The sequence below is a fragment of the Serratia sp. 22264 genome, assembly GCF_052045345.1.
Lineage (GTDB): Bacteria > Pseudomonadota > Gammaproteobacteria > Enterobacterales > Enterobacteriaceae > Serratia > Serratia plymuthica.
The window spans coordinates 302,349-321,536 of the sequence record NZ_JBQEOY010000005.1 but is presented as its reverse complement, the minus strand read 5'-3'; the positions used below and the strand labels follow the sequence as shown (position 1 = coordinate 321,536).

Sequence of the window (19,188 nt, the reverse complement as noted above, 5' to 3'; positions counted from 1 at the left end):
TATGTCGTTATATTTTTTAAAACAGGGTGAAGGCGACCATGCCGATGATCCCACCCACGCTGCCCAGAATGGTTTCCATCACCGTCCAGGTTTTCAGCGTTTGCAGTTCGTTGGCGCCGGTAAATTTACCGAACAGCCAAAAACCGGCGTCGTTCACGTGGCTGAGTACGATCGAGCCGCCGGCGATGCAGATAGCCAGCGCGGCAAGTTGTCCACCGCCCAGCCCCAGTTGGCTGGTGACCGGCAGCACCAGGCCGACGGTAGTCAGGCAGGCGACGGTCGCAGACCCCTGAATCACCCGCACTACGGCGGACAGCGCGAAACAGGCTACGGCGATCGGCAGGCCGGCGCCGATCATGGCATCACCCAGCGCCGGGCCAACGCCGGAATCCACCAGGATCTGTTTGAACACGCCGCCCGCGCCGGTCATCAGCAGAATAATCCCGGCGGGTTGCACCGCCGCAGAGCAGATGGCCAGCGTTTGTTCATTGGTCATGCCGCGCGGTTTCGCCAGGCCGTAAATCACGATCAGACAGGCGATCAGAATGGCGGTGAACGGGTGGCCGATAAACTCCAGCCACTGCTGCAATTGCGAGCCGGGCGTAACCAGTCGCGCGCCAATGGTTTTCATGCCGACCAGCACCAGCGGGCAGAGTACCAGCGCCAGACTAAAGCCAAATGACGGCAGATTGCCTTTATTGAGCGTAGGTTCGTTTTCCTCCGCCGGCATTGGCCAGTTAACGAAGCGGCTGATAAAGCTGCCGTACAACGGACCTGCAATCAGCATGCCGAGAGTGGCGGCGACCAGCCCGATGGCGATCATCCAGCCGAAATCGACCTTCATCTGCGAAGCCAGCAGCATCGGCACTGGCCCCGGCAGCAGGAACGAAGCGGCTGCCGCGACCCCGGCAAACAGAGGAATAGCCAGCTTGACGATATTGCCGTCGGTGCGGCGCGCCACGGCAAATACGATGCCGATCAGCAGCACCACCGCCACGTCAAAGAACAGCGGCAGGGCGCAGATCAAACCGGCGATGCCGAGGGCATAATGCGCCTTGCTTTGACCGAAACGTTTCAGTAAATGCGCCGCAATTTGGTCCAGCGCGCCGACTTCATGCAGGATCTTGCCGAACATGGCTCCCAGCGCCACCACAATTGCCAGAAACCCCAGCGTATCGCCCATGCCTTTCTGCATGGTGTCGGCGATGCGGTCGAGCGGCATGCCGGAGAAGATACCGGCGGCGATAGACACCAGCATTAACGCGACGAAGGCGTGCATGCGCGCCTTCATCACCAGGAATAACAGCAGTAAAACCGAGCCGACTGCGGTACCGACCAGCGTTATCGTACTCACGCGCACACGTCCTGTGGCAGGAAGCTTTGGATATGGCGCACCGTATCGGCAATTACGCCTTCCAGCGGTTGATTGATGTCGACGGCCATCACGTCGCTTTCATCGACGCCCGGCTGTTCCAGCGCGGCGAACTGGGTGACCAGCATTTGCGGTTTGAAGAAGTGGCCGTTGCGCGCCGCCAGGCGGGCTTCGATCACCGGGAAATCACCGTGCAGATAGATGAATGACAGGTTGCCGTTGCCGGCGCGCAGGCGATCGCGGTAATGCTTTTTCAGCGCAGAGCAGACGATGATCGACACGCTATTGGTGCGCTGCATGGCGAAGGCGGCGTCGTTGAGCGCGGCCAGCCACGGGGCGCGGTCATCATCGTTGAGCGGCTCACCGGCGGCCATTTTCAGGATATTGCTGCGTGGGTGCAGGAAATCGCCGTCGAGGAACCCGGCGGACAGTTGGCGGGCGGTCGCCGCGGCCACGGCGGATTTGCCGCTGCCGGAAACGCCCATGATGACGTAGATTCGGTTTTGATTGTTGGTCATGGCTTAGCTCCAAAACGGCAAACAGGGTTAGTTGACAGGTGTTGTTACCGGTAACATGTTATCGGTAACATTGTCGAAGGAAGTTTGGCCGGTTGCAATGGGCTTTAGCGGTGAGGATCGTTAACTGTGATCGGCTTCAAGGTTTTTTCGGGGCTGGAAACACTCTGCCTACAGAGTTTTACATGCTGACAACAGCATGGGATACGGGGCGCCGCTGGCGGCGCCACGGGGTCACTTCAGCGTACGCCGCCGTACTCCAGACTGATCTCTTTCGCGGCGTGGATCACCAGCGCGCCCAGCTCAATTACGCGGTTATCGGTGATGCGCGACACCGGGCCGGAGATGGAAATGGCGGCGAAGGCTTCCCGGTGCTCGTCGAAGATGCAGGCCGCCACGCAGCGCAGGCCGAGGGCATGCTCTTCGTCGTCGAAGGAAAAGCCCTGTTTGCGGATCTGCGCCAGCCCTTCCTTCAGGTTATGCGGCGTCATCGTATGTTGGGTGTAGGTCTGCATGCCCTTTTTATGCAGCAGTTTGGTGACTTGCTCATCCGACAGGGTAGAGAGAAAAGCCTTCCCCGCGCCGGAGGCATGCATCGGCAGTTTACCGCCGATCGGCGCCGACATGCGCATCAGCGCGGTGCATTGCACCTGATCGATAATGATGGCCTGATACTCGCTGGTATCCAGCACGGCCAGATTGACCGTCTCGCCGGATTCTTCCATCAGACGGCGCAGCGTCGGGTGCACCATCGCCAGCAGATTACGGCTTTGCAGAAAGCTGCTGCCGACCACAAAGGCGTGTGAGCCAATGGTCCACAGGCCCAGATCGCCCACCTGCCGCACGAATCCCTGCTGTTGCATGGTGGTGAGCAGGCGGTGAGTGGTGGAATTCGGCAGCCCGGCCTGCTGGGCCAGATCGGTCAGCGCCACGTTTCCCTGGGCTTCGGCAATGTATTCCAGCAGTTTCAGGCCACGGGTCAGCGATTGAACCTGACCGGTCGCCGCGCTGGCGGCCGGCGAGGCGGCGCGGGGCTTTTTGCCGCGTTTGGCGGGAGCGGGGGTGACCATAATTCGCATTCCTCTTTCCGTATGATGGAATTCATTTTCGTTTTTTGCAGATGAATTGCAAGCCGTCTGTCATCTCATCGGATGTGTTGTCGGGCAACCTGAAAAACTCTCAATTGCCGCGCGCCACTTTGGCCCCACAAGCTGTGCTAGGATGACTCGTTGGTTTTTGCGGCAGTTAAGCGATGGGCTGGATGGCAATTGAAGGGGTTACAGTGACAAATCGAGTAGAACAGCTGCGCCGGCAGTTAGCACAGCGCATTTTAGTGTTGGACGGCGGCATGGGCACCATGATCCAGAGCTACCGGCTGGAAGAGAGCGATTTTCGCGGCGAACGTTTTGCCGACTGGCAGAGCGATCTGAAAGGCAATAACGACCTGCTGGTGCTGACCAAGCCGGAAGTGATTACCGCGATCCACTACGGTTATCTGGAAGCGGGCGCCGATATTCTCGAAACCAACACCTTCAACTCCACCACCATCGCCATGGCCGACTACCACATGGAGTCGCTGTCAGCCGAGATTAACTATCAGGCCGCTTGTCTGGCACGCGCCTGCGCCGACGAATGGACCGCGCGCACGCCGGATAAACCGCGCTACGTGGCCGGGGTGCTTGGCCCGACCAACCGCACCGCTTCCATTTCGCCGAACGTCAACGATCCGGCATTCCGCAATGTCTCCTTCGACGAACTGGTGGAAGCTTACCGCGAATCAACGCGCGCGCTGGTGGAAGGCGGCGTCGATCTGATCATGATCGAAACCATTTTCGATACCCTGAACGCCAAAGCGGCCGCCTTTGCGGTGGAAACCGAATTCGAAGCGTTGGGCGTGGAGTTGCCGATCATGATCTCCGGCACCATCACCGACGCCTCCGGCCGAACCCTGTCCGGCCAAACCACCGAAGCCTTCTATAACTCGATGCGCCACGTCAAGCCGCTGAGTTTTGGCCTGAACTGTGCGTTGGGGCCGGACGAGCTGCGTCAATACGTTGCCGAGCTGTCGCGCATCTCGGAAACCTACGTCACCGCACACCCTAACGCCGGTTTGCCCAACGCTTTCGGTGAGTACGATCTGGACGCGCAAGAGATGGCGAAACAGGTGGGCGAGTGGGCGCATGCCGGTTTCCTCAATATTATCGGCGGTTGTTGCGGCACCACGCCGGAGCATATCGCCGCAATGGTCGATGTGGTGGCGGGCGTACCGCCGCGCCCCTTGCCGGATATCCCGGTAGCCTGCCGTTTGGCCGGCCTTGAACCGCTGAATATCGACGCCAAAACGCTGTTCGTCAACGTCGGTGAACGGACCAACGTCACCGGCTCTGCGCGCTTCAAACGGCTGATTAAAGAAGAAAAATATAACGAAGCCTTGGCCGTGGCGCGCCAACAGGTGGAAAGCGGCGCGCAGATAATAGATATCAACATGGATGAAGGGATGCTGGACGCCGAAGCGGCGATGGTGCGTTTTCTCAGCCTGATTGCCGGCGAGCCGGACATCGCCCGGGTGCCGATCATGATCGACTCCTCCAAATGGTCGGTGATCGAAAAAGGCCTGAAGTGCATTCAGGGCAAAGGCATCGTTAACTCCATCTCGATGAAAGAAGGCGAAGAGGCCTTTATTCACCATGCCAAACTGGTGCGCCGCTACGGCGCGGCGGTGGTGGTCATGGCGTTTGACGAGGTTGGCCAGGCCGATACCCGCGAGCGCAAGTTCGAGATCTGTCGCCGCGCCTATAAAATTCTGACCGAACGCGTCGGCTTCCCGCCGGAAGACATTATTTTTGACCCGAACATCTTTGCCGTCGCCACCGGTATCGAAGATCATAACAACTATGCCGTCGACTTTATCGAGGCCTGCGCCGACATCAAAACCCACCTGCCGTACGCGATGATCTCCGGCGGGGTGTCCAATGTGTCGTTCTCGTTCCGCGGCAACGATCCGGTGCGCGAAGCGATCCACGCGGTCTTCCTGTACCACGCGATCCGCAACGGGATGGACATGGGCATCGTCAACGCCGGGCAACTGGCGATCTACGACGATCTGAGTGACGAACTGCGTAACGCGGTGGAGGACGTGATCCTCAACCGCCGTGACGATGGTACCGAACGCCTGTTGGATCTGGCGGAAAAATATCGCGGCAGCAAAGACAACGAAGTGGCGGTGCAGCAGGCGGAATGGCGCGGCTGGCCGGTGGAAAAGCGGCTGGAATACTCGCTGGTGAAAGGCATTACCGAGTTTATCGAGCTGGATACCGAAGAGGCCCGCCAGCGTGCGGAACGCCCGATCGAAGTGATCGAAGGGCCGCTGATGGCGGGGATGAACGTGGTCGGCGACCTGTTCGGCGAAGGCAAGATGTTCCTGCCGCAGGTGGTGAAGTCCGCCCGCGTGATGAAGCAGGCGGTGGCCTATCTGGAACCCTACATCGAGGCCAGCAAGCAGAAAGGCACCACGGCGGGCAAAATCCTGCTGGCGACGGTGAAGGGCGACGTGCATGACATCGGCAAAAACATCGTCGGCGTGGTGTTGCAGTGCAACAATTACGAAATCGTCGATCTGGGCGTGATGGTGCCGACGGAGAAAATCCTGAAAACCGCACGCGAACAGAACGTGGACATCATCGGCTTGTCAGGGCTGATCACCCCGTCGCTGGATGAAATGGTCAACGTGGCGAAAGAGATGGAGCGCCAGGGCTTTACCCTGCCGCTGCTGATTGGCGGCGCGACCACTTCCAAAGCGCATACCGCGGTGAAGATTGAACAGAACTACAGCGGCTCGACCACCTACGTGCAAAATGCCTCCCGCACCGTGGGCGTAGTGTCGGCGTTGCTGTCCGATACTCAGCGCGACGATTTTGTGGCGCGTACCCGCAAAGAATACGAAACCGTGCGTATCCAGCATGCGCGCAAAAAACCGCGCACCCCGCCGGTCAGCCTGCAGAAAGCGCGTGATAACGCCATGGCGCTGGATTGGGAAAACTACCGGCCGCCGGTGCCGAAGCAGCTTGGGGTACATGCGGTGGAGGCCGGCATCGAGACGCTGCGCCAGTACATCGACTGGACACCGTTCTTTATGACCTGGTCGCTGGCAGGTAAATACCCGCGGATTCTGGAAGACGAGGTGGTGGGTGAGGAGGCCAAGCGCCTGTTCGCCGATGCCAACCAGATGCTGGATATGCTGGCCGCCAACGGCAGCCTCAACCCGCGCGGCGTCTACGGCCTGTTCCCGGCCAACCGCGTCGGCGACGACATCGAGGTGTATCGCGACGAAAACCGCGACGAGGTGCTGGTGGTCAGCCGTCACCTGCGCCAGCAGACCGAGAAAACCGACTTCCCGAACTACTGCCTGGCGGACTTCGTCGCGCCGAAAAGCAGCGGCAAGGCCGACTATTTCGGTGCTTTCGCCGTGACCGGCGGTCTGGAAGAGGATGAGCTGGCGGCGGCCTATGATGCGCAGCATGACGATTACAATAAAATCATGATCAAGGCGTTGTCCGATCGCCTGGCGGAAGCTTTCGCCGAGTACCTGCATGAGCAGGTGCGTAAATTGCACTGGGGCTTTGCCGCTGACGAGAACCTGAGCAACGAAGAGCTGATACGCGAGAATTACCAGGGCATCCGCCCGGCGCCGGGCTACCCGGCCTGCCCGGAGCATACCGAGAAAGCGGAGATCTGGCGCCTGCTGGACGTTAACCGCCACACCGGCATGGAGCTGACCGAATCCTTCGCCATGTGGCCGGGAGCGGCGGTGTCGGGCTGGTACTTCAGCCATCCGGAGAGCAAGTACTTTGCGGTGGCGCAGATCCAGCGCGATCAGGTGGAAGACTATGCGGCGCGCAAAGGCATGAGCACCAGCGAAGTTGAACGCTGGCTGGCGCCTAACCTGGGCTACGACGCCGACTGATGACGCAGGGGCGCTGCACACGGCGCCCTTGTCAGCCAGTTCCTCTCGTAAGGGGCCAACATGTTGGCCCCTTCTTATCCCTCGTCGTTCGCCACCGCCTCGACATCAATGTGCAGCGCGTCGTAGCGCCAATACTCCAAATCGCAATCAATCACCCGATCGTGTTGATCCCGGTTCACCCGGGTAATAAACAGCGACGGGCTGCCGTAGGTGACCTTCAGCATCGTGGCTGCCTCTTGCGGTAACAGGGTCGGCAGCATATCGAAGCGCACCCGGCCATAACGGATACCGTAGCGCTCTGCGTACAGCGAGGTCAGCGACTGCGTCAAATCGGCATCCAGGATACCGGCGAAGTAGGCCGGGTTGAGGTAGTGCTCGCAATACAGCACTGCACGCCCGTCGATAAAGCGTAGCCGGCGGATGCGGTAAACCTCTGCGCCCTCCGGCAGCTCCAGCCGCCGCGCCAGGGCGGCGTCGGCCTGCACGTGGCCACTGTCGATCACCAGGGTGTGGGCGTCGCGCCCCTGCTGCTGGGCCATGGCGTGGAAGTGGCTGCGCTGCAACGGGTTGTACACCAACCGCGGCGGTGAGATAAACCAGCCGCGCCTCACCTGACGGTAAATCACCCCTTGCGCCTCCAACTGGCCGAGCGCTTCCTGCAGCGTAATGCGGGTGGTGGAAAACTGCTCGCTCAGGGCGCGTTCGGAAGGCAGTTTGCCGCCAGTATTAAATTCCCCCGCGACAATACGGGCGTTCAACGCCTGACAGATGGTCGACACGGTAGTCGATACTTCACTCATGCCACAAATGCCCCATTTCAGTGCGTATTGCTCCCGTTAAGGTAGACCAGCGGGCGGCCTCTTGAGGCGTAAATGAGATAAAACTGCTGCTTTTTTGGGCTGACATATAATTATCACATTCGTCCGTTAGATTGGCTTGGTTCTTGCTGGACTAGTCCAGACACTCCCACACTACCACCTGGAGCATCTGTTATGAAACGTTTGTGCGCTTCTGTGTTAACCAGTGCCATTGTACTGACCAGCCAGATGAGCTGGGCCGCTGATCCCGATCTGGCTGCGTTGGAGCAGGCCGCCAAGAAGGAAGGTGAAGTCAACAGCGTCGGCATGCCGGACAGCTGGGCCAACTGGAAAGACACCTGGCAGGATCTGCAGAGCAAGTACGGCTTGAAGCATCTCGATACCGACATGAGCTCGGCGCAGGAAATCGCCAAGTTCGACGCGGAAAAGGGCAATGCCACGGCGGATATCGGTGACGTGGGCGCGGCATTCGGCCCCATCGCGGTGCAAAAAGGGGTAACCCAACCTTATAAGCCGTCCACCTGGGAGCAGGTGCCTGGCTGGGCGAAAGACAAGGATGGCCATTGGGCACTGGCCTATACCGGCACCATCGCCTTCATTATCAACAAACAGCAGGTGAAAGAGATCCCGCACAGCTGGGCCGATCTGCTGAAAGGCACTTATCAGGTCACCATCGGTGACGTCGGTACCGCCTCGCAGGCGGCAAGCGGCGTGCTGGCGGCCACTTACGCCATGGGCGGCAACGAGAAAAACCTGAAGCCGGGTCTGGAGTTCTTCGGCAAGTTGGCCAAGGCAGGGCGCCTGAGCCTGAGCAACCCGGTGATCGCCTCGCTGGAAAAAGGCGAAGTGCAGGTCGGCGTGGTGTGGGACTTTAACGGCCTGAACTACCGCGACCAGATCGACAAAACCCGTTTTGAAGTGTTGATCCCGTCCGACGGCTCAATCACGTCAGGCTACACCACCATCATCAACAAATTCGCCAAACACCCAAACGCCGCCAAGCTGGCGCGTGAATACATCTTCTCCGACGCCGGTCAGATCAACCTGGCACGCGGCTATGCTCGCCCGATCCGTGCGGAACACCTGACGCTGCCGGACGACGTAAAAGCCAAGCTGTTGCCGGCCGAACAGTATAAAAACGCCCACCCGATCGCCGATCCGGCGGCCTGGGAGCAAAGCGCCAAAACGCTGCCGCGCCAGTGGCAGGAAAACGTCATTATGTTTATGCAGCAGTGAGTTAAACCATCATGAAAACGATCCTCGTACTGCTGGACGGCCTGAACTATCAGGTGGCGCATGATGCCATGGGGTATCTGCAGGCCGAGTGTGCGGCAGGGCGCGGACGGTTGTATCAGCTGGAGAGCGAGCTGCCTTCGCTCTCTCGGCCGCTGTATGAATGCATCCTCACCGGCGTGCCGCCGGTGGAGAGCGGCGTGGTGCATAACCAGGTATCGCGCCTCTCGCATCAACAAAGCGTGTTTCACTATGCGCGCGCCGCAGGGTTGACTACCGCTGCGGCCGCCTACCATTGGTTCAGTGAGCTGTATAACCGTACCCCGTTCGACGCCGCGCGCGATCGCCATACCGACGATGCCGAACTGCCCATTCAGCACGGCCATTTTTATTACGACGACCGCTACCCGGACTCCCATCTGTTTGACGACGCCGAAAGCCTGCGCCGCCGTCATCAGCCCGATTTTCTGCTGATCCATCCGATGAACATCGACGATGCCGGGCACCGCTTCGGCCTGTCTTCATCGCAGTACCGTAACGCGGCGCGCAATGCCGACGGCGTGCTGTCGCGCTATCTGGGCGACTGGTTAAGGGCCGGATATCAGGTGATGGTGACGGCCGATCACGGCATGAATGACGACCGCAGCCACGGTGGTGTATTGCCGGAGGAGCGACAGGTGCCGCTGTTCGTGTTCGGTGCGGCTTTCAGCCAGAACGACGCCAATCCGCAGCAAACCGACCTGTGCGGCACGCTGTGCGAGGTGCTGCAGGTGGCGCACGACAAGCCGCGCTGCCGTGCGCTGTTGGCATAAGGGTGAACATGAAAGCTAAGTGGATTGCCGCGCTGTGCCTGCTGCCGTTTATTCTGCTGTTCGGCGCGTTTCAAATCGCGCCGCTGGTGTGGATTGCGGTCAGCAGTTTTTTCAGCCAGACCAGCGGTTGGGGGCTGGGCAATTACGTTGACGTCCTGACCTCGCCGTTCTATTTGCAGGCGTTTCAGTTCTCGCTGGAGATTTCCCTCTGGTCGAGCGTTTACGGGCTGCTGATTGCCCTGGTCGGCAGTTACTCGCTGCGTCAATTGGGCCAGACGCGGTTCCACGATTTTGTGATGTCGTTTACCAATATGACCAGCAACTTTGCCGGGGTGCCGCTGGCCTTCGCCTTTGTCATCCTGTTGGGGTTGAACGGCTGCCTGACGTTGCTGCTGCGCAAGTACGGCCTGATGGAGAGTTTTAATCTTTACTCCAAAACCGGGCTGATCGTGCTTTACACCTACTTCCAAATCCCGCTGGGCGTATTGCTGTTGTACCCGGCGTTCGACGCGCTGCGTGAGGACTGGCGCGAGTCGGCATCGCTGCTCGGCGCCAGCCCGTGGCGCTACTGGCGGCATATCGGCCTGCCGGTGCTGGCGCCGGCGCTGATGGGCACCTTTGTCATCCTGCTAGCTAACGCGCTGGGCGCCTATGCCACGGTATATGCGTTGACCACCGGCAATTTCAACGTGATACCGATACGTATTTCGTCGCTGGTGGCGGGGGATATTTCCCTCGACCCGAACCTGGCCAGCGCGCTGGCGATGCTGTTGGTGGCGATGATGGCGTTCATTACCCTGATCCACCAATGGCTGTTGCGCAGGAGTTACCTGAATGCGCGCTCATAATGTTGCGGAGGGCGGCCATGTCCCGTTTTGAAACCGGCTACCACCGCGTGGTGACCAGTCTGCTGTTGCTGATCCTGCTGCTACCGCTGGCGGCGACGCTGATTTACGCGCTGGCCACTCAGTGGGGCGCCACCATCCTGCCGGACGGTTTTACCCTGAAGTGGGTGACGGCGTTGTGGAGCGATCCCCGTTTCCTGCTGGCGCTGTGGCACTCATTGCTGATCTGTTTCGGCACCCTGGTGCTGGCGGTGGTGGTGATTTTGCCGATGATGTTCGTGATTGCGTACTATTTTCCCAAACTGGACGCGGTGATGAACGTGCTGATCCTGTTGCCGTTCGCCGTACCGCCGGTGGTGTCGGCGGTCGGGCTGATGCAGCTGTTCGCCGCCGATCCGCTGCCGCTGCTCGGTACGCCCTGGATCCTGATCGGCTGCTACTTCTCTATTGCTCTGCCGTTTATTTACCGCGCCATCAGCAACAACATGCAGGCGATCAACCTGCGCGATCTGATGGATGCGGCACACCTATTGGGCGCCAGCACCTGGCAGGCGGCGCTGCTGGTGGTGCTGCCGAACCTGCGCAAGGGCGGGATGATTGCGGTACTGCTGTCGTTCTCGTTCCTGATTGGCGAATTCGTCTTCGCCAACCTGCTGGTGGGCAGCCAGTATGAAACGCTGCAGGTTTATCTCTATAACATGCGCAACGGCAGCGGCCACTTCACCAGCGCACTGGTCATTTCTTATTTCGCCGTGGTGCTGATTGTCACCTGGTTGGCGAATTTGCTGAATAAAAATAAGGGTTAACGCATGGCATATCTCACCGTCACCCGCCTCAACAAACACTACGGCCAGACCCAGGTGTTTCAGGATATCGATTTCACCGCCGAGGAGGGCGAGTTCGTCACGCTGCTCGGGCCGAGCGGCTGCGGTAAATCCACGCTGCTGCGTTGTCTGGCGGGGCTGACGTCGGTCGACAGCGGGCAAATCTTGCTGCAGGGCCAGGATCTGGTGCCGGTGCCGCCGCAAAAGCGCGGCATCGGTATGGTGTTCCAGAGCTATGCGCTGTTCCCGAACATGACCGTTGAAGGCAACGTGGCGTTTGGCCTGAAAATGCAGAAACTGGCGGCCGGGCAGATCCAGCAGCGGGTACAGGAAGTGCTGGCGCTGGTGGAGTTGACCGAACTGGCGAAGCGTTACCCGCATCAACTGTCCGGCGGGCAGTGTCAGCGGGTAGCGCTGGCGCGATCGCTGGTGACCCGCCCGCGTCTGCTGCTGCTCGACGAGCCGCTGTCGGCGCTGGATGCACGTATCCGCAAGCACCTGCGCGAGCAGATTCGCCGTATCCAGCGTGAACTGAATCTGACGGCAATCTTCGTCACCCACGATCAGGAAGAGGCGCTGACGTTGTCGGATCGCATCGTGCTGATGAACAAGGGCCAAATCGTGCAGAGCGGCGATGCGGAAACCCTGTACACCCAGCCGGCTAACGTCTTCGCCGCCGGGTTTATCGGTAACTACAACTTGCTGAGCGCCGAACAGGCGAGCGCACTCACCGGCCGCAGCTACGCCGGCAAGGTGGCGATACGCCCTGAATCCATCGCACTGCTGCCGGCCGGGCAGGGGATCGAGGGGGTGATCCTCAGCCATAGCCTGCTGGGGAATGTGGTACGCTACCGTGTCCAGGTTCGTGGCGTCGAGCTGCTGGTTGACGCGCTCAACCGGTCGGTCGAGGATTTGCGGCCCGACGGCAGCAAAATTGGGCTACACTTGGAAACTGTTACATTACGGGAAGTTGCATGACTTCGCTGCGGCAATCAATGATAACTCCAGGGTAATGCCTGCCGTTGCGTTAACCCTCCAATATGCGGTCTGCAGCCTGTTACCGCTGTCCTGCCCGACTACCGCCCGGCAGGCAGGATAGCCTGCCATACCCGTCACCTTTCAAGCAGCAGGTGTGTTGGCCGTGCGGTCTCACCCCAGTCACTTACTTGGGTAAGCTCCTGGGGATTGACCCGCTTGCCGCCGTCCTGCAGCCCGAAATTCATAGGGTATGGATTTGATTTTTCCTGCCGGGCGTTAATGGAGCGTATTTTCCGTGTTGACCCTTCTTCACCTGCTTTCCTCCGTGGCGTTGCTAGTGTGGGGTACCCACATCGTGCGCACCGGGATTATGCGGGTTTACGGCGCTAACCTGCGCCGGGTATTGAGCGACAGCGTCGAGAAAAAACCGCTGGCGTTCGTCTCCGGTATCGGCGTAACCGCGCTGGTGCAAAGCAGCAACGCCACCGCGCTGCTGGTCACCTCTTTCGTCGCGCAAGGGCTGGTGGGGCTGGCGCCTGCGCTGGTGATCATGCTGGGTGCCGACGTCGGTACCGCCTTGATGGCACGGGTGCTGACCTTCGATCTTTCCTGGTTGTCGCCGCTGTTGATTTTGGTCGGCGTTTTCCTGTTCCTCAGCCGCAAGCAAACCCGGGTTGGCCAAATGGGGCGCGTGTGCATCGGCCTCGGGCTGATCGTACTGGCGCTGGAGTTGATCGTGGCCGCCGCGACGCCCATAACCCAGGCGGCGGGTGTGAAAGTGCTGTTCTCGTCGCTGACCGGCGACGTGATGCTGGATGCCCTTACCGGCGCGCTGTTCGCCATCGTCAGCTATTCCAGCCTGGCGGCAGTGTTGCTGACCGCCACCCTGACCGCATCCGGCGTGATCTCGCTGAAAGTGGCGCTGTGTCTGGTGATTGGCGCCAATCTCGGCAGTGGCCTGTTGGCGGTCATCAATACCAGCGGCCAGAACGCCGCCGGCCGTCGGGTGGCGCTCGGCAGCCTGCTGTTCAAGCTGATAGGCTGCGTGCTGGTGCTGCCGTTTGTCTCTTATCTGGCAGAGGTAATGACTCGATTGCCGGGCGAAAACGAAGAACTGGTGATCTATTTTCACGTCTTCTACAACCTGATCCGCTGCCTGATACTGATCCCGCTGGCCGGGCCGATGGCGCGTTTATGCGAAACCCTGATCGCCGATGTGGCGGCCGACGATCCCCGCCTGCGGCCGCGGCATCTGGACGCCAGCGCGTTGGATACGCCGACGCTGGCGTTGGCCAATGCGGCGCGTGAAACCCTGCGCATGGGCGACGTGGTGGAGCATATGATGATCCTGCACCGCGAAGTGCTGCACGGCAAGAATGGGCAGGATAAAGAGGTGCGCCGGTTGGACGACGATGTCGACGTGCTGTATACCGCCATCAAGCTGTATCTGGCGCAGATCCAGAAAGAGGATTTGGGCGAAGAGGATTCGCGCCGTTGGGCGGAAATCATCGAAATGGCGCTGAACCTGGAGCAGGCCGGGGACATCATTGAGCGCATGACCGGCGATGTGGCGGCGAAATCGCACGCGGCGCGGCGGGCGTTCTCGGCGGAAGGGTTGGCGGAGCTGGATACGCTGCATGAGCGGCTGGTCGGCAACCTGCGCCTGAGCCTGTCGGTGTTCCTGTCCGGCGATCTTACCAGCGCCAAACGGCTGCGACGCTCCAAACACCGTTTCCGCATTCTGGATCGCCGCTACGCGCATGCGCACGTCGATCGTCTGCATCAGCAAAACGTGCAAAGCATCGAAACCAGTTCGCTGCATCTGGGGCTGTTGGGGGATATGAAACGCCTGAACTCGCTGTTTTGCGCCGTGGCGTATAACGTGCTGGATCAGGACGAACGCGATGATGAGCGTGAGTGGGACGATACGCCGAGCACCCTGTAAAAAACTGCCCCCGGTTAAGCCGGGGGCAGTGCCAGGTTTATTTACCGCGGTTTATTTACCCGAAAAGATCCCCGCCTTGGCATCGGCGGCCTGATTATTGATGTAGCCGCCAACCGGCGTTTCCAGTTTGACGACGCTTTTACCGGCGATACCGAGCAGCGCGCCGGCAGACGCCGCCGCATCAAGGTGCCCGCCGCCCTGATAGCGGTTGCCCGCCACGTCCTGCTGTTCCACCTTGCCGTTACCCAGCGCTACCTGGCCCTGCCGGCTGCGGATCTCACCGCCGGTCAGGTGGGTTTCGCCTTGCACGTTCAGCGCAACGCCATTTTTCCCGCTGATGGCGGACTGCACGCCAACCGCATCGTTATCGACCACATCGGCGTTCACCTTGAATTGCCCTTGCAGCCCGGCAGGGCCGGTCAGGGCTTCTTTGGACTTGTTGCCCAGGAAGCGAGCGCCGCGATCCCACAAAGGGCCTTTCTCTTTTTCCCCGACCAGCGTTTCCGGCAGGGTGACCTTACCCTCAGCCTTGCTGAAGCTGACCGCGCCGGTGGTGTCCTGCTTAGGATCGAGGCGACGAGCTACGCTGTTGTACTTGTCGGTGGTGGCGTCAGCGACCTTGTTGATGCCGCCCTCCAGCTTCTCCTTCACCTTACCCGCGTAGTGCGGGGTACCCACTTTCGACAGTTTGCTGGTTATGCTGCTGGTCGGATCGTTGGTGTGGCTCAGACCGACATCCACATCGACCTTCACGCTGCTTTCGCTGTCTTTGCGGCTTTCGACGCGCAGATCGCCATCGATCTTGCCCTGCACCCGATCGGCGTCCACCCTGGCGCCGGCCAACTGGGTGTCTTTACCACTGTTGAGCGTCACTTTCCCGGCGTTAATCAGGGTATTGCCCTGAGTGGTTTTCTCCAGTTTATCCACGCCGACCTTCACGCCGGCACCCAGGGTGTGAGTGTCGCTGCCGCTGGTGGCGTCAACCTGGCCGTTGGCATCCTTGTTGAAGGATTGACCGCCTTTGGCGTTGGCCTTCAGCCCCAGGTTCAGATTGTTTTTCTGCTCCTGGTTTTGCACCGACTCCAGCACGATACCGCCGTTTTTTGCTTCGAGCGTGGTGCTATTACCGGTGACTTCAGCCCCCTGTAAATGCAACGCGTTACTCTCCGTGCCGCCGGCGGTAATCTTCACGGCACCGCCGCTGGTGATCTTGCCGCCCTGATGGGTGGTGGAGGATTCATCCACCTTGGCGATATCAAATGCGCCGCCAAGGGAGATGCCGCCGCCGCTCTTTTTGGCGGAGTCGGTGCTGTTGCCACCGAGATCGACATTGCCCGACAGGCTGTCATCTTTACGCCTCTGGTGGGCGTCCGTCGCCGTCAGTGCAACCTGATTGCCCGCCTTGAGCGTAACGTCACCGTCGCTGGTCAGCACGCTGCCTTGCAGCGACAGATCGCGGCCTGCATCCAGCTCCACGCCCTGTTTACCGCCGATGTTGCTGACGTGTGCGCTACTGCCGTCGCTTTCACCCTGGCTGCGACCACCGCCTAACCCGACGCCAACGTTTTTGGTTTCTGGCGTGGAGCCGCCTTTGGCCGAGGCCTTGACCGTGAAGCCACTGTGGCTCTCATGGTGGGTATCGGTGGCCTGATCAAAACGGATGTTGCCCTCTTCGGCTTTCACCCGCACTTTGCCGTCACCGGCGTCCAGCGCGGTGCCCTGATAAACGGCGTCCTTTTTAACCCGGATGTCGATACCCTTGGCGGCGCCGATGCTGCCGGTGACCGCCTGGCTGGCCGAACTTTCACTGCGTTTGCTGCCGCCTTCGCCTTTGGCGTCCACAGTCAAATCGCTGCCGGTGGTGGTATAGACGCGTAAGCCGGCGCTGCCGTGAGTTTCGCTGTGGTTTTCCTGTTGGCGGTTTTCCGCCGCCTCACTGCGATGGCTGTCCGCCGTCAGCGTGACTGCACCTTGAGTCGCCTGATATTGGGTACCGCGATCGTGGACCTCGCCGGTGGCGGACACCTCTATCTCCCCGGCGGTAATTTTGCTGACTACCGCCTTTGAATCGCCGGTGCGTGTTTCACTGCTGCCGCCCTTGGCGCCGATATCCAGCCCGACATTCGGCGCGCCGATACCGCCGATTTCGTTAATTACGCCGTTGGCATCCAACTGGGCAACTTTGCCCACCGCGCGTTCGGCCGGGCGGGTGACAGCGCTGTAATCGACGTTAGCGCCGATATCCACGCCGACGTCTGTTTTGCGGGTAGTGCTGCTCTCGCTGTTAGTGGCCTCAAGATGGGAGACGTTGGCGACGTTTTCCTGATATTTCCCACCTACCTGATGCTGCGCGCCCTGCTGGGTGAGCCGATTTTTAGCGGTAATGGTCAGGTTGCCTGCGACATGGGTACCGGAGGTGACGGCTTTGCTGCTTTCTGCATGGGTTTTGCTGTTCTCATAGCCCCCCTCGATGCCGGAACCGAGTTTGTCGATGCCGCCCGTGTAATAGACGCCGCCGCCGATGTTGGTTTTTTCGGTGTCAGAGGCGGTTTTGTTATCGGCCGCCAGAAAAGCGACATTATCGCCGCTGATGCTGGCATCGCCCTGGGTGGCGACCAGTTTGGAACCGCTGAAGGTCACGTCTTTATCTGCGTTCAGCGCCACGCTGCCGCCGCTCAGCATGGCGGCCTGGTTCTCGGTGCGGGTGGTTTTCTCGCTGTCGCGGGTATGTTCGATGCGCAGACCTGCACGGTATTGCTTATCGCTTTTCTCGTTGGCATAGCCGTTGATGGCGAGCGCTGTTTTCTGTTCGTCGATGTTTTGCTGCTGTTCGGCGGCCTTGACGTTGATATTGCCGCCGGAGCGGACGTCCAGTTTGCCGACGCTGCTCACCTGGCTGCCTACCACGTCGGTATCTTTATGGCTGACCAACTGCAGATTGGTATCGGAAACCAGCTCACTGCCGATAGTCTGTTGGTGGCTGTTGTTGGATTTCTGCGAGCTGCTGGTGATGTTGAAAACGGTGCCCGTGCGGGCATCAATCTTGTCCACGGTGGTGCTGAGGGCGTTATCAATACGCAGGCCACCGGCGGTGGCTTCGACGAAGCCGCCCTGTTTGCCTCTCGCTTTGCTGCCGGTAATGGTCACGCCCTGTTTGCCGTTGAGCCTCAACACGCCATCGGCGGTCAGTTCGGAGGCGTTGCTGATCTCGCGACGGTTGCTGTTGTCTTGATTATTGCCGCCGCCGATCCCGCCCCATGAGGTTGTATTGTCGCTAACCGTTTTCGTATTGACGGTCTTTTGTACGTCGATGTTGATCCGTTCTTTGGCGTTTATCGTAAGGTTGCCCTTCGTATGGACCTTGGCTCCTTGAGTGACCAGGTTATTGCCGGCCGTCAGATCCAGTTCACCGCCGGCGCGCAAATCGCTGGTCTTCAGGCTCTCGGTTGCGTTGCTGTTGCTCCAATTGCCGGTGCGCAGGCTGGAAGTGTGGTTGCGCTGGTAACCGCGTTCGCTGGTTTTGTCCCGCTCGACCAACCCGGCGATCTGCACATCGCGCCTGGCTTCGATTTTTAGCGCGTCGCCTGCTGTAACCGTGGCGCCGAGCAACTTCACATCTTGCACCGTGGCAGTCAGCGTGGCGTTTTTGGTCGCGGTAATGGTGCTGCCAACCTGCTGGAGCTGCTCATTTTCCCGCGTAACGTCGTACTGCGAGGAATAGAACCATCGGTCGTTGGTCTGACCCTGGGTTTGCTTCAGTTGTTGGCCGTCTAACGTCAGGCTGGCGCCTTGCAGCTTTATCTCATCGCCGCGAATATCGGTGGCGCTCAGGTGGTTGCTGTTATCGGCCAGCAGGCTGATATTTTTGCCCGCCAGCTCGGTACGGGTCAGTTTCTGGTTGGTGCTGCGGTCGTTGATGTAGATGCCGCCGCGATAGTTTTGGTAGTTCTCATTGCTGTCATGCTGGGTGCTTGCGTTGCTGATCTTGCTCTCGGCGCGAATGTCATAGGCTTTCACGCTGATTTCGTCGCTGCCCCGCAGGCTGCCTGCCAGCTTCACGCCGCTGCCCGCCGCGGTGTTGATGATGTTGATGCGCCCGGCCTGCATGCTGCCGAGGTAGTAGCTGTCCAGCGCGCTCAGCGGCTGCTCGCTGCTGAGCACTCGCGCATCGCGCGATAGGCGGTTATTGCCGCTGATGGCATTAATATCCGACACCATTTTTCCGGTTTTTTTATCGAATGCCGGTGCGATGATCACCTCGCCACGGCTGTCGATTTTCGGCGCGATCAGATCCAGCACGCCACCGGCGTTCAGCTTACCTTCAAGACTCAAGACATTGCGGTTGCCCAGCGTACTGTAGCCTTGCAGCATGCCGTTTTCCACCAACGGGTTACCCACCACCAGCGATGAACGGCTGGTATTGATAAAGCCGCAGCCGTCGCAGCTGATACCATTCGGATTCGCCAGTACGTAGTCGGCCGCCATACCGAAGATTTCCTGTTGGCCGTGCAACAGTGACGGGTTGCGGCTGATCACTTCATTGAGGATCACGCTGGCTGCCTGGCCATTCAAATTTGGGTTGGCGCCCAGTTGGCCGGCCAGCTGCGACAGCCCTGCGTCGCGTGAGTTATTCAGCACGGCGCCGGGTTGATTGACGTTAAAGTCCTGATACTGGTTATGCGACAGTCCGTGATCGTTGGGCGTCACGATGTCGATTACCTGCGCGCCGGTGGCGGCGGTTGAAACGCCGGGGCCATTAGCCCCGTTGGCCGCCACGATCTCCCCCGCGTAGCCGGCGCCGTACGAGGCGAGAATAATCGCCAGTGACGCGGCCAGCTTGCCCGCTGCGGAAAGCCTGAAGTTATTGTTTTTCATCCATGTAT

The 19,188-nt window shown here is 59.9% G+C and carries 12 protein-coding genes; 7 read left to right on the top strand and 5 right to left on the bottom strand.

What is annotated here, in order from left to right; translation table 11 throughout:
* Positions 1 to 16 precede the first annotated feature (16 nt).
* The 3 genes from gntU to iclR form a co-directional block, all read right to left on the bottom strand.
* Complete coding sequence (gene gntU / locus ACTJJ1_RS18790) at positions 17 to 1,354, bottom strand: gluconate transporter (RefSeq protein WP_440834823.1); 1,338 nt, start codon at positions 1,352 to 1,354, stop codon at positions 17 to 19.
* Positions 1,351 to 1,890: a gluconokinase gene (gene gntK, locus ACTJJ1_RS18785; RefSeq protein ID WP_004948892.1), complete on the bottom strand. Its 540-nt coding sequence runs from the start codon at positions 1,888 to 1,890 to the stop codon at positions 1,351 to 1,353. Before gntK ends, gntU begins: the two co-directional genes overlap by 4 nt.
* Before the next feature lie 236 nt (positions 1,891 to 2,126).
* Positions 2,127 to 2,957 (bottom strand): glyoxylate bypass operon transcriptional repressor IclR, encoded by an 831-nt coding sequence (gene iclR / locus ACTJJ1_RS18780; protein ID WP_004948889.1) that lies wholly within the window; start codon positions 2,955 to 2,957, stop codon positions 2,127 to 2,129.
* 182 nt (positions 2,958 to 3,139) lie between these two features.
* Here iclR and metH point away from each other — a divergent pair, with 182 nt between their 5' ends.
* Positions 3,140 to 6,850: a methionine synthase gene (gene metH, locus ACTJJ1_RS18775; protein WP_440834820.1), complete on the top strand. Its 3,711-nt coding sequence runs from the start codon at positions 3,140 to 3,142 to the stop codon at positions 6,848 to 6,850.
* Between the two features lie 74 nt (positions 6,851 to 6,924).
* Here the strand turns inward: metH and ACTJJ1_RS18770 are convergent, their stop codons facing one another.
* Positions 6,925 to 7,650, bottom strand: coding sequence for a UTRA domain-containing protein (locus ACTJJ1_RS18770; protein ID WP_440834818.1), 726 nt, complete (start codon positions 7,648 to 7,650; stop codon positions 6,925 to 6,927).
* A 192-nt stretch (positions 7,651 to 7,842) separates the two neighbouring features.
* On the opposite strand from ACTJJ1_RS18770, the gene ACTJJ1_RS18765 reads away from it, so the two are divergent.
* The 6 genes from ACTJJ1_RS18765 to ACTJJ1_RS18740 all read left to right on the top strand — a co-directional run bounded on the left by ACTJJ1_RS18765 (position 7,843) and on the right by ACTJJ1_RS18740 (position 14,305).
* Entirely contained in the window at positions 7,843 to 8,904 is a 1,062-nt protein-coding gene (locus tag ACTJJ1_RS18765; RefSeq protein WP_004948876.1) for an ABC transporter substrate-binding protein, read from the top strand.
* Between the two features lie 11 nt (positions 8,905 to 8,915).
* Positions 8,916 to 9,713, top strand: coding sequence for an alkaline phosphatase family protein (locus ACTJJ1_RS18760; RefSeq protein WP_119805419.1), 798 nt, complete (start codon positions 8,916 to 8,918; stop codon positions 9,711 to 9,713).
* 8 nt (positions 9,714 to 9,721) lie between these two features.
* On the top strand, positions 9,722 to 10,561 hold the full coding sequence (locus ACTJJ1_RS18755) for an ABC transporter permease (RefSeq protein ID WP_013814769.1): 840 nt from the start codon (positions 9,722 to 9,724) through the stop codon (positions 10,559 to 10,561).
* Between the two features lie 17 nt (positions 10,562 to 10,578).
* A complete protein-coding gene (locus tag ACTJJ1_RS18750) occupies positions 10,579 to 11,364 on the top strand; it encodes an ABC transporter permease (protein ID WP_006328385.1) in 786 nt (261 codons plus the stop codon).
* Between the two features lie 3 nt (positions 11,365 to 11,367).
* Complete coding sequence (locus tag ACTJJ1_RS18745) at positions 11,368 to 12,360, top strand: ABC transporter ATP-binding protein (RefSeq protein ID WP_440834814.1); 993 nt, start codon at positions 11,368 to 11,370, stop codon at positions 12,358 to 12,360.
* Between the two features lie 295 nt (positions 12,361 to 12,655).
* Positions 12,656 to 14,305: a Na/Pi cotransporter family protein gene (locus ACTJJ1_RS18740; protein WP_004948863.1), complete on the top strand. Its 1,650-nt coding sequence runs from the start codon at positions 12,656 to 12,658 to the stop codon at positions 14,303 to 14,305.
* A gap of 51 nt (positions 14,306 to 14,356) precedes the next feature.
* Here the strand turns inward: ACTJJ1_RS18740 and ACTJJ1_RS18735 are convergent, their stop codons facing one another.
* The gene (locus ACTJJ1_RS18735) at positions 14,357 to 19,180 is read right to left on the bottom strand and encodes a hemagglutinin repeat-containing protein (RefSeq protein WP_440834812.1); all 4,824 of its coding nucleotides are present in this window, start codon (positions 19,178 to 19,180) and stop codon (positions 14,357 to 14,359) included.
* Positions 19,181 to 19,188: the final 8 nt, after the last annotated feature.

Coding starts and splice junctions, on each gene's coding strand:
- metH (WP_440834820.1), top strand. CDS start 3,140: ATGGGCTGGATGGCAATTGAAGGGGTTACAGTGACAAATCGAGTAGAA.
- ACTJJ1_RS18750 (WP_006328385.1), top strand. CDS start 10,579: ATGTCCCGTTTTGAAACCGGCTACCACCGCGTGGTGACCAGTCTGCTG.
- gntK (WP_004948892.1), bottom strand. CDS start 1,890: ATGACCAACAATCAAAACCGAATCTACGTCATCATGGGCGTTTCCGGC.
- ACTJJ1_RS18765 (WP_004948876.1), top strand. CDS start 7,843: ATGAAACGTTTGTGCGCTTCTGTGTTAACCAGTGCCATTGTACTGACC.
- iclR (WP_004948889.1), bottom strand. CDS start 2,957: ATGGTCACCCCCGCTCCCGCCAAACGCGGCAAAAAGCCCCGCGCCGCC.
- ACTJJ1_RS18745 (WP_440834814.1), top strand. CDS start 11,368: ATGGCATATCTCACCGTCACCCGCCTCAACAAACACTACGGCCAGACC.
- ACTJJ1_RS18755 (WP_013814769.1), top strand. CDS start 9,722: ATGAAAGCTAAGTGGATTGCCGCGCTGTGCCTGCTGCCGTTTATTCTG.
- ACTJJ1_RS18770 (WP_440834818.1), bottom strand. CDS start 7,650: ATGAGTGAAGTATCGACTACCGTGTCGACCATCTGTCAGGCGTTGAAC.
- ACTJJ1_RS18760 (WP_119805419.1), top strand. CDS start 8,916: ATGAAAACGATCCTCGTACTGCTGGACGGCCTGAACTATCAGGTGGCG.
- ACTJJ1_RS18735 (WP_440834812.1), bottom strand. CDS start 19,180: ATGAAAAACAATAACTTCAGGCTTTCCGCAGCGGGCAAGCTGGCCGCG.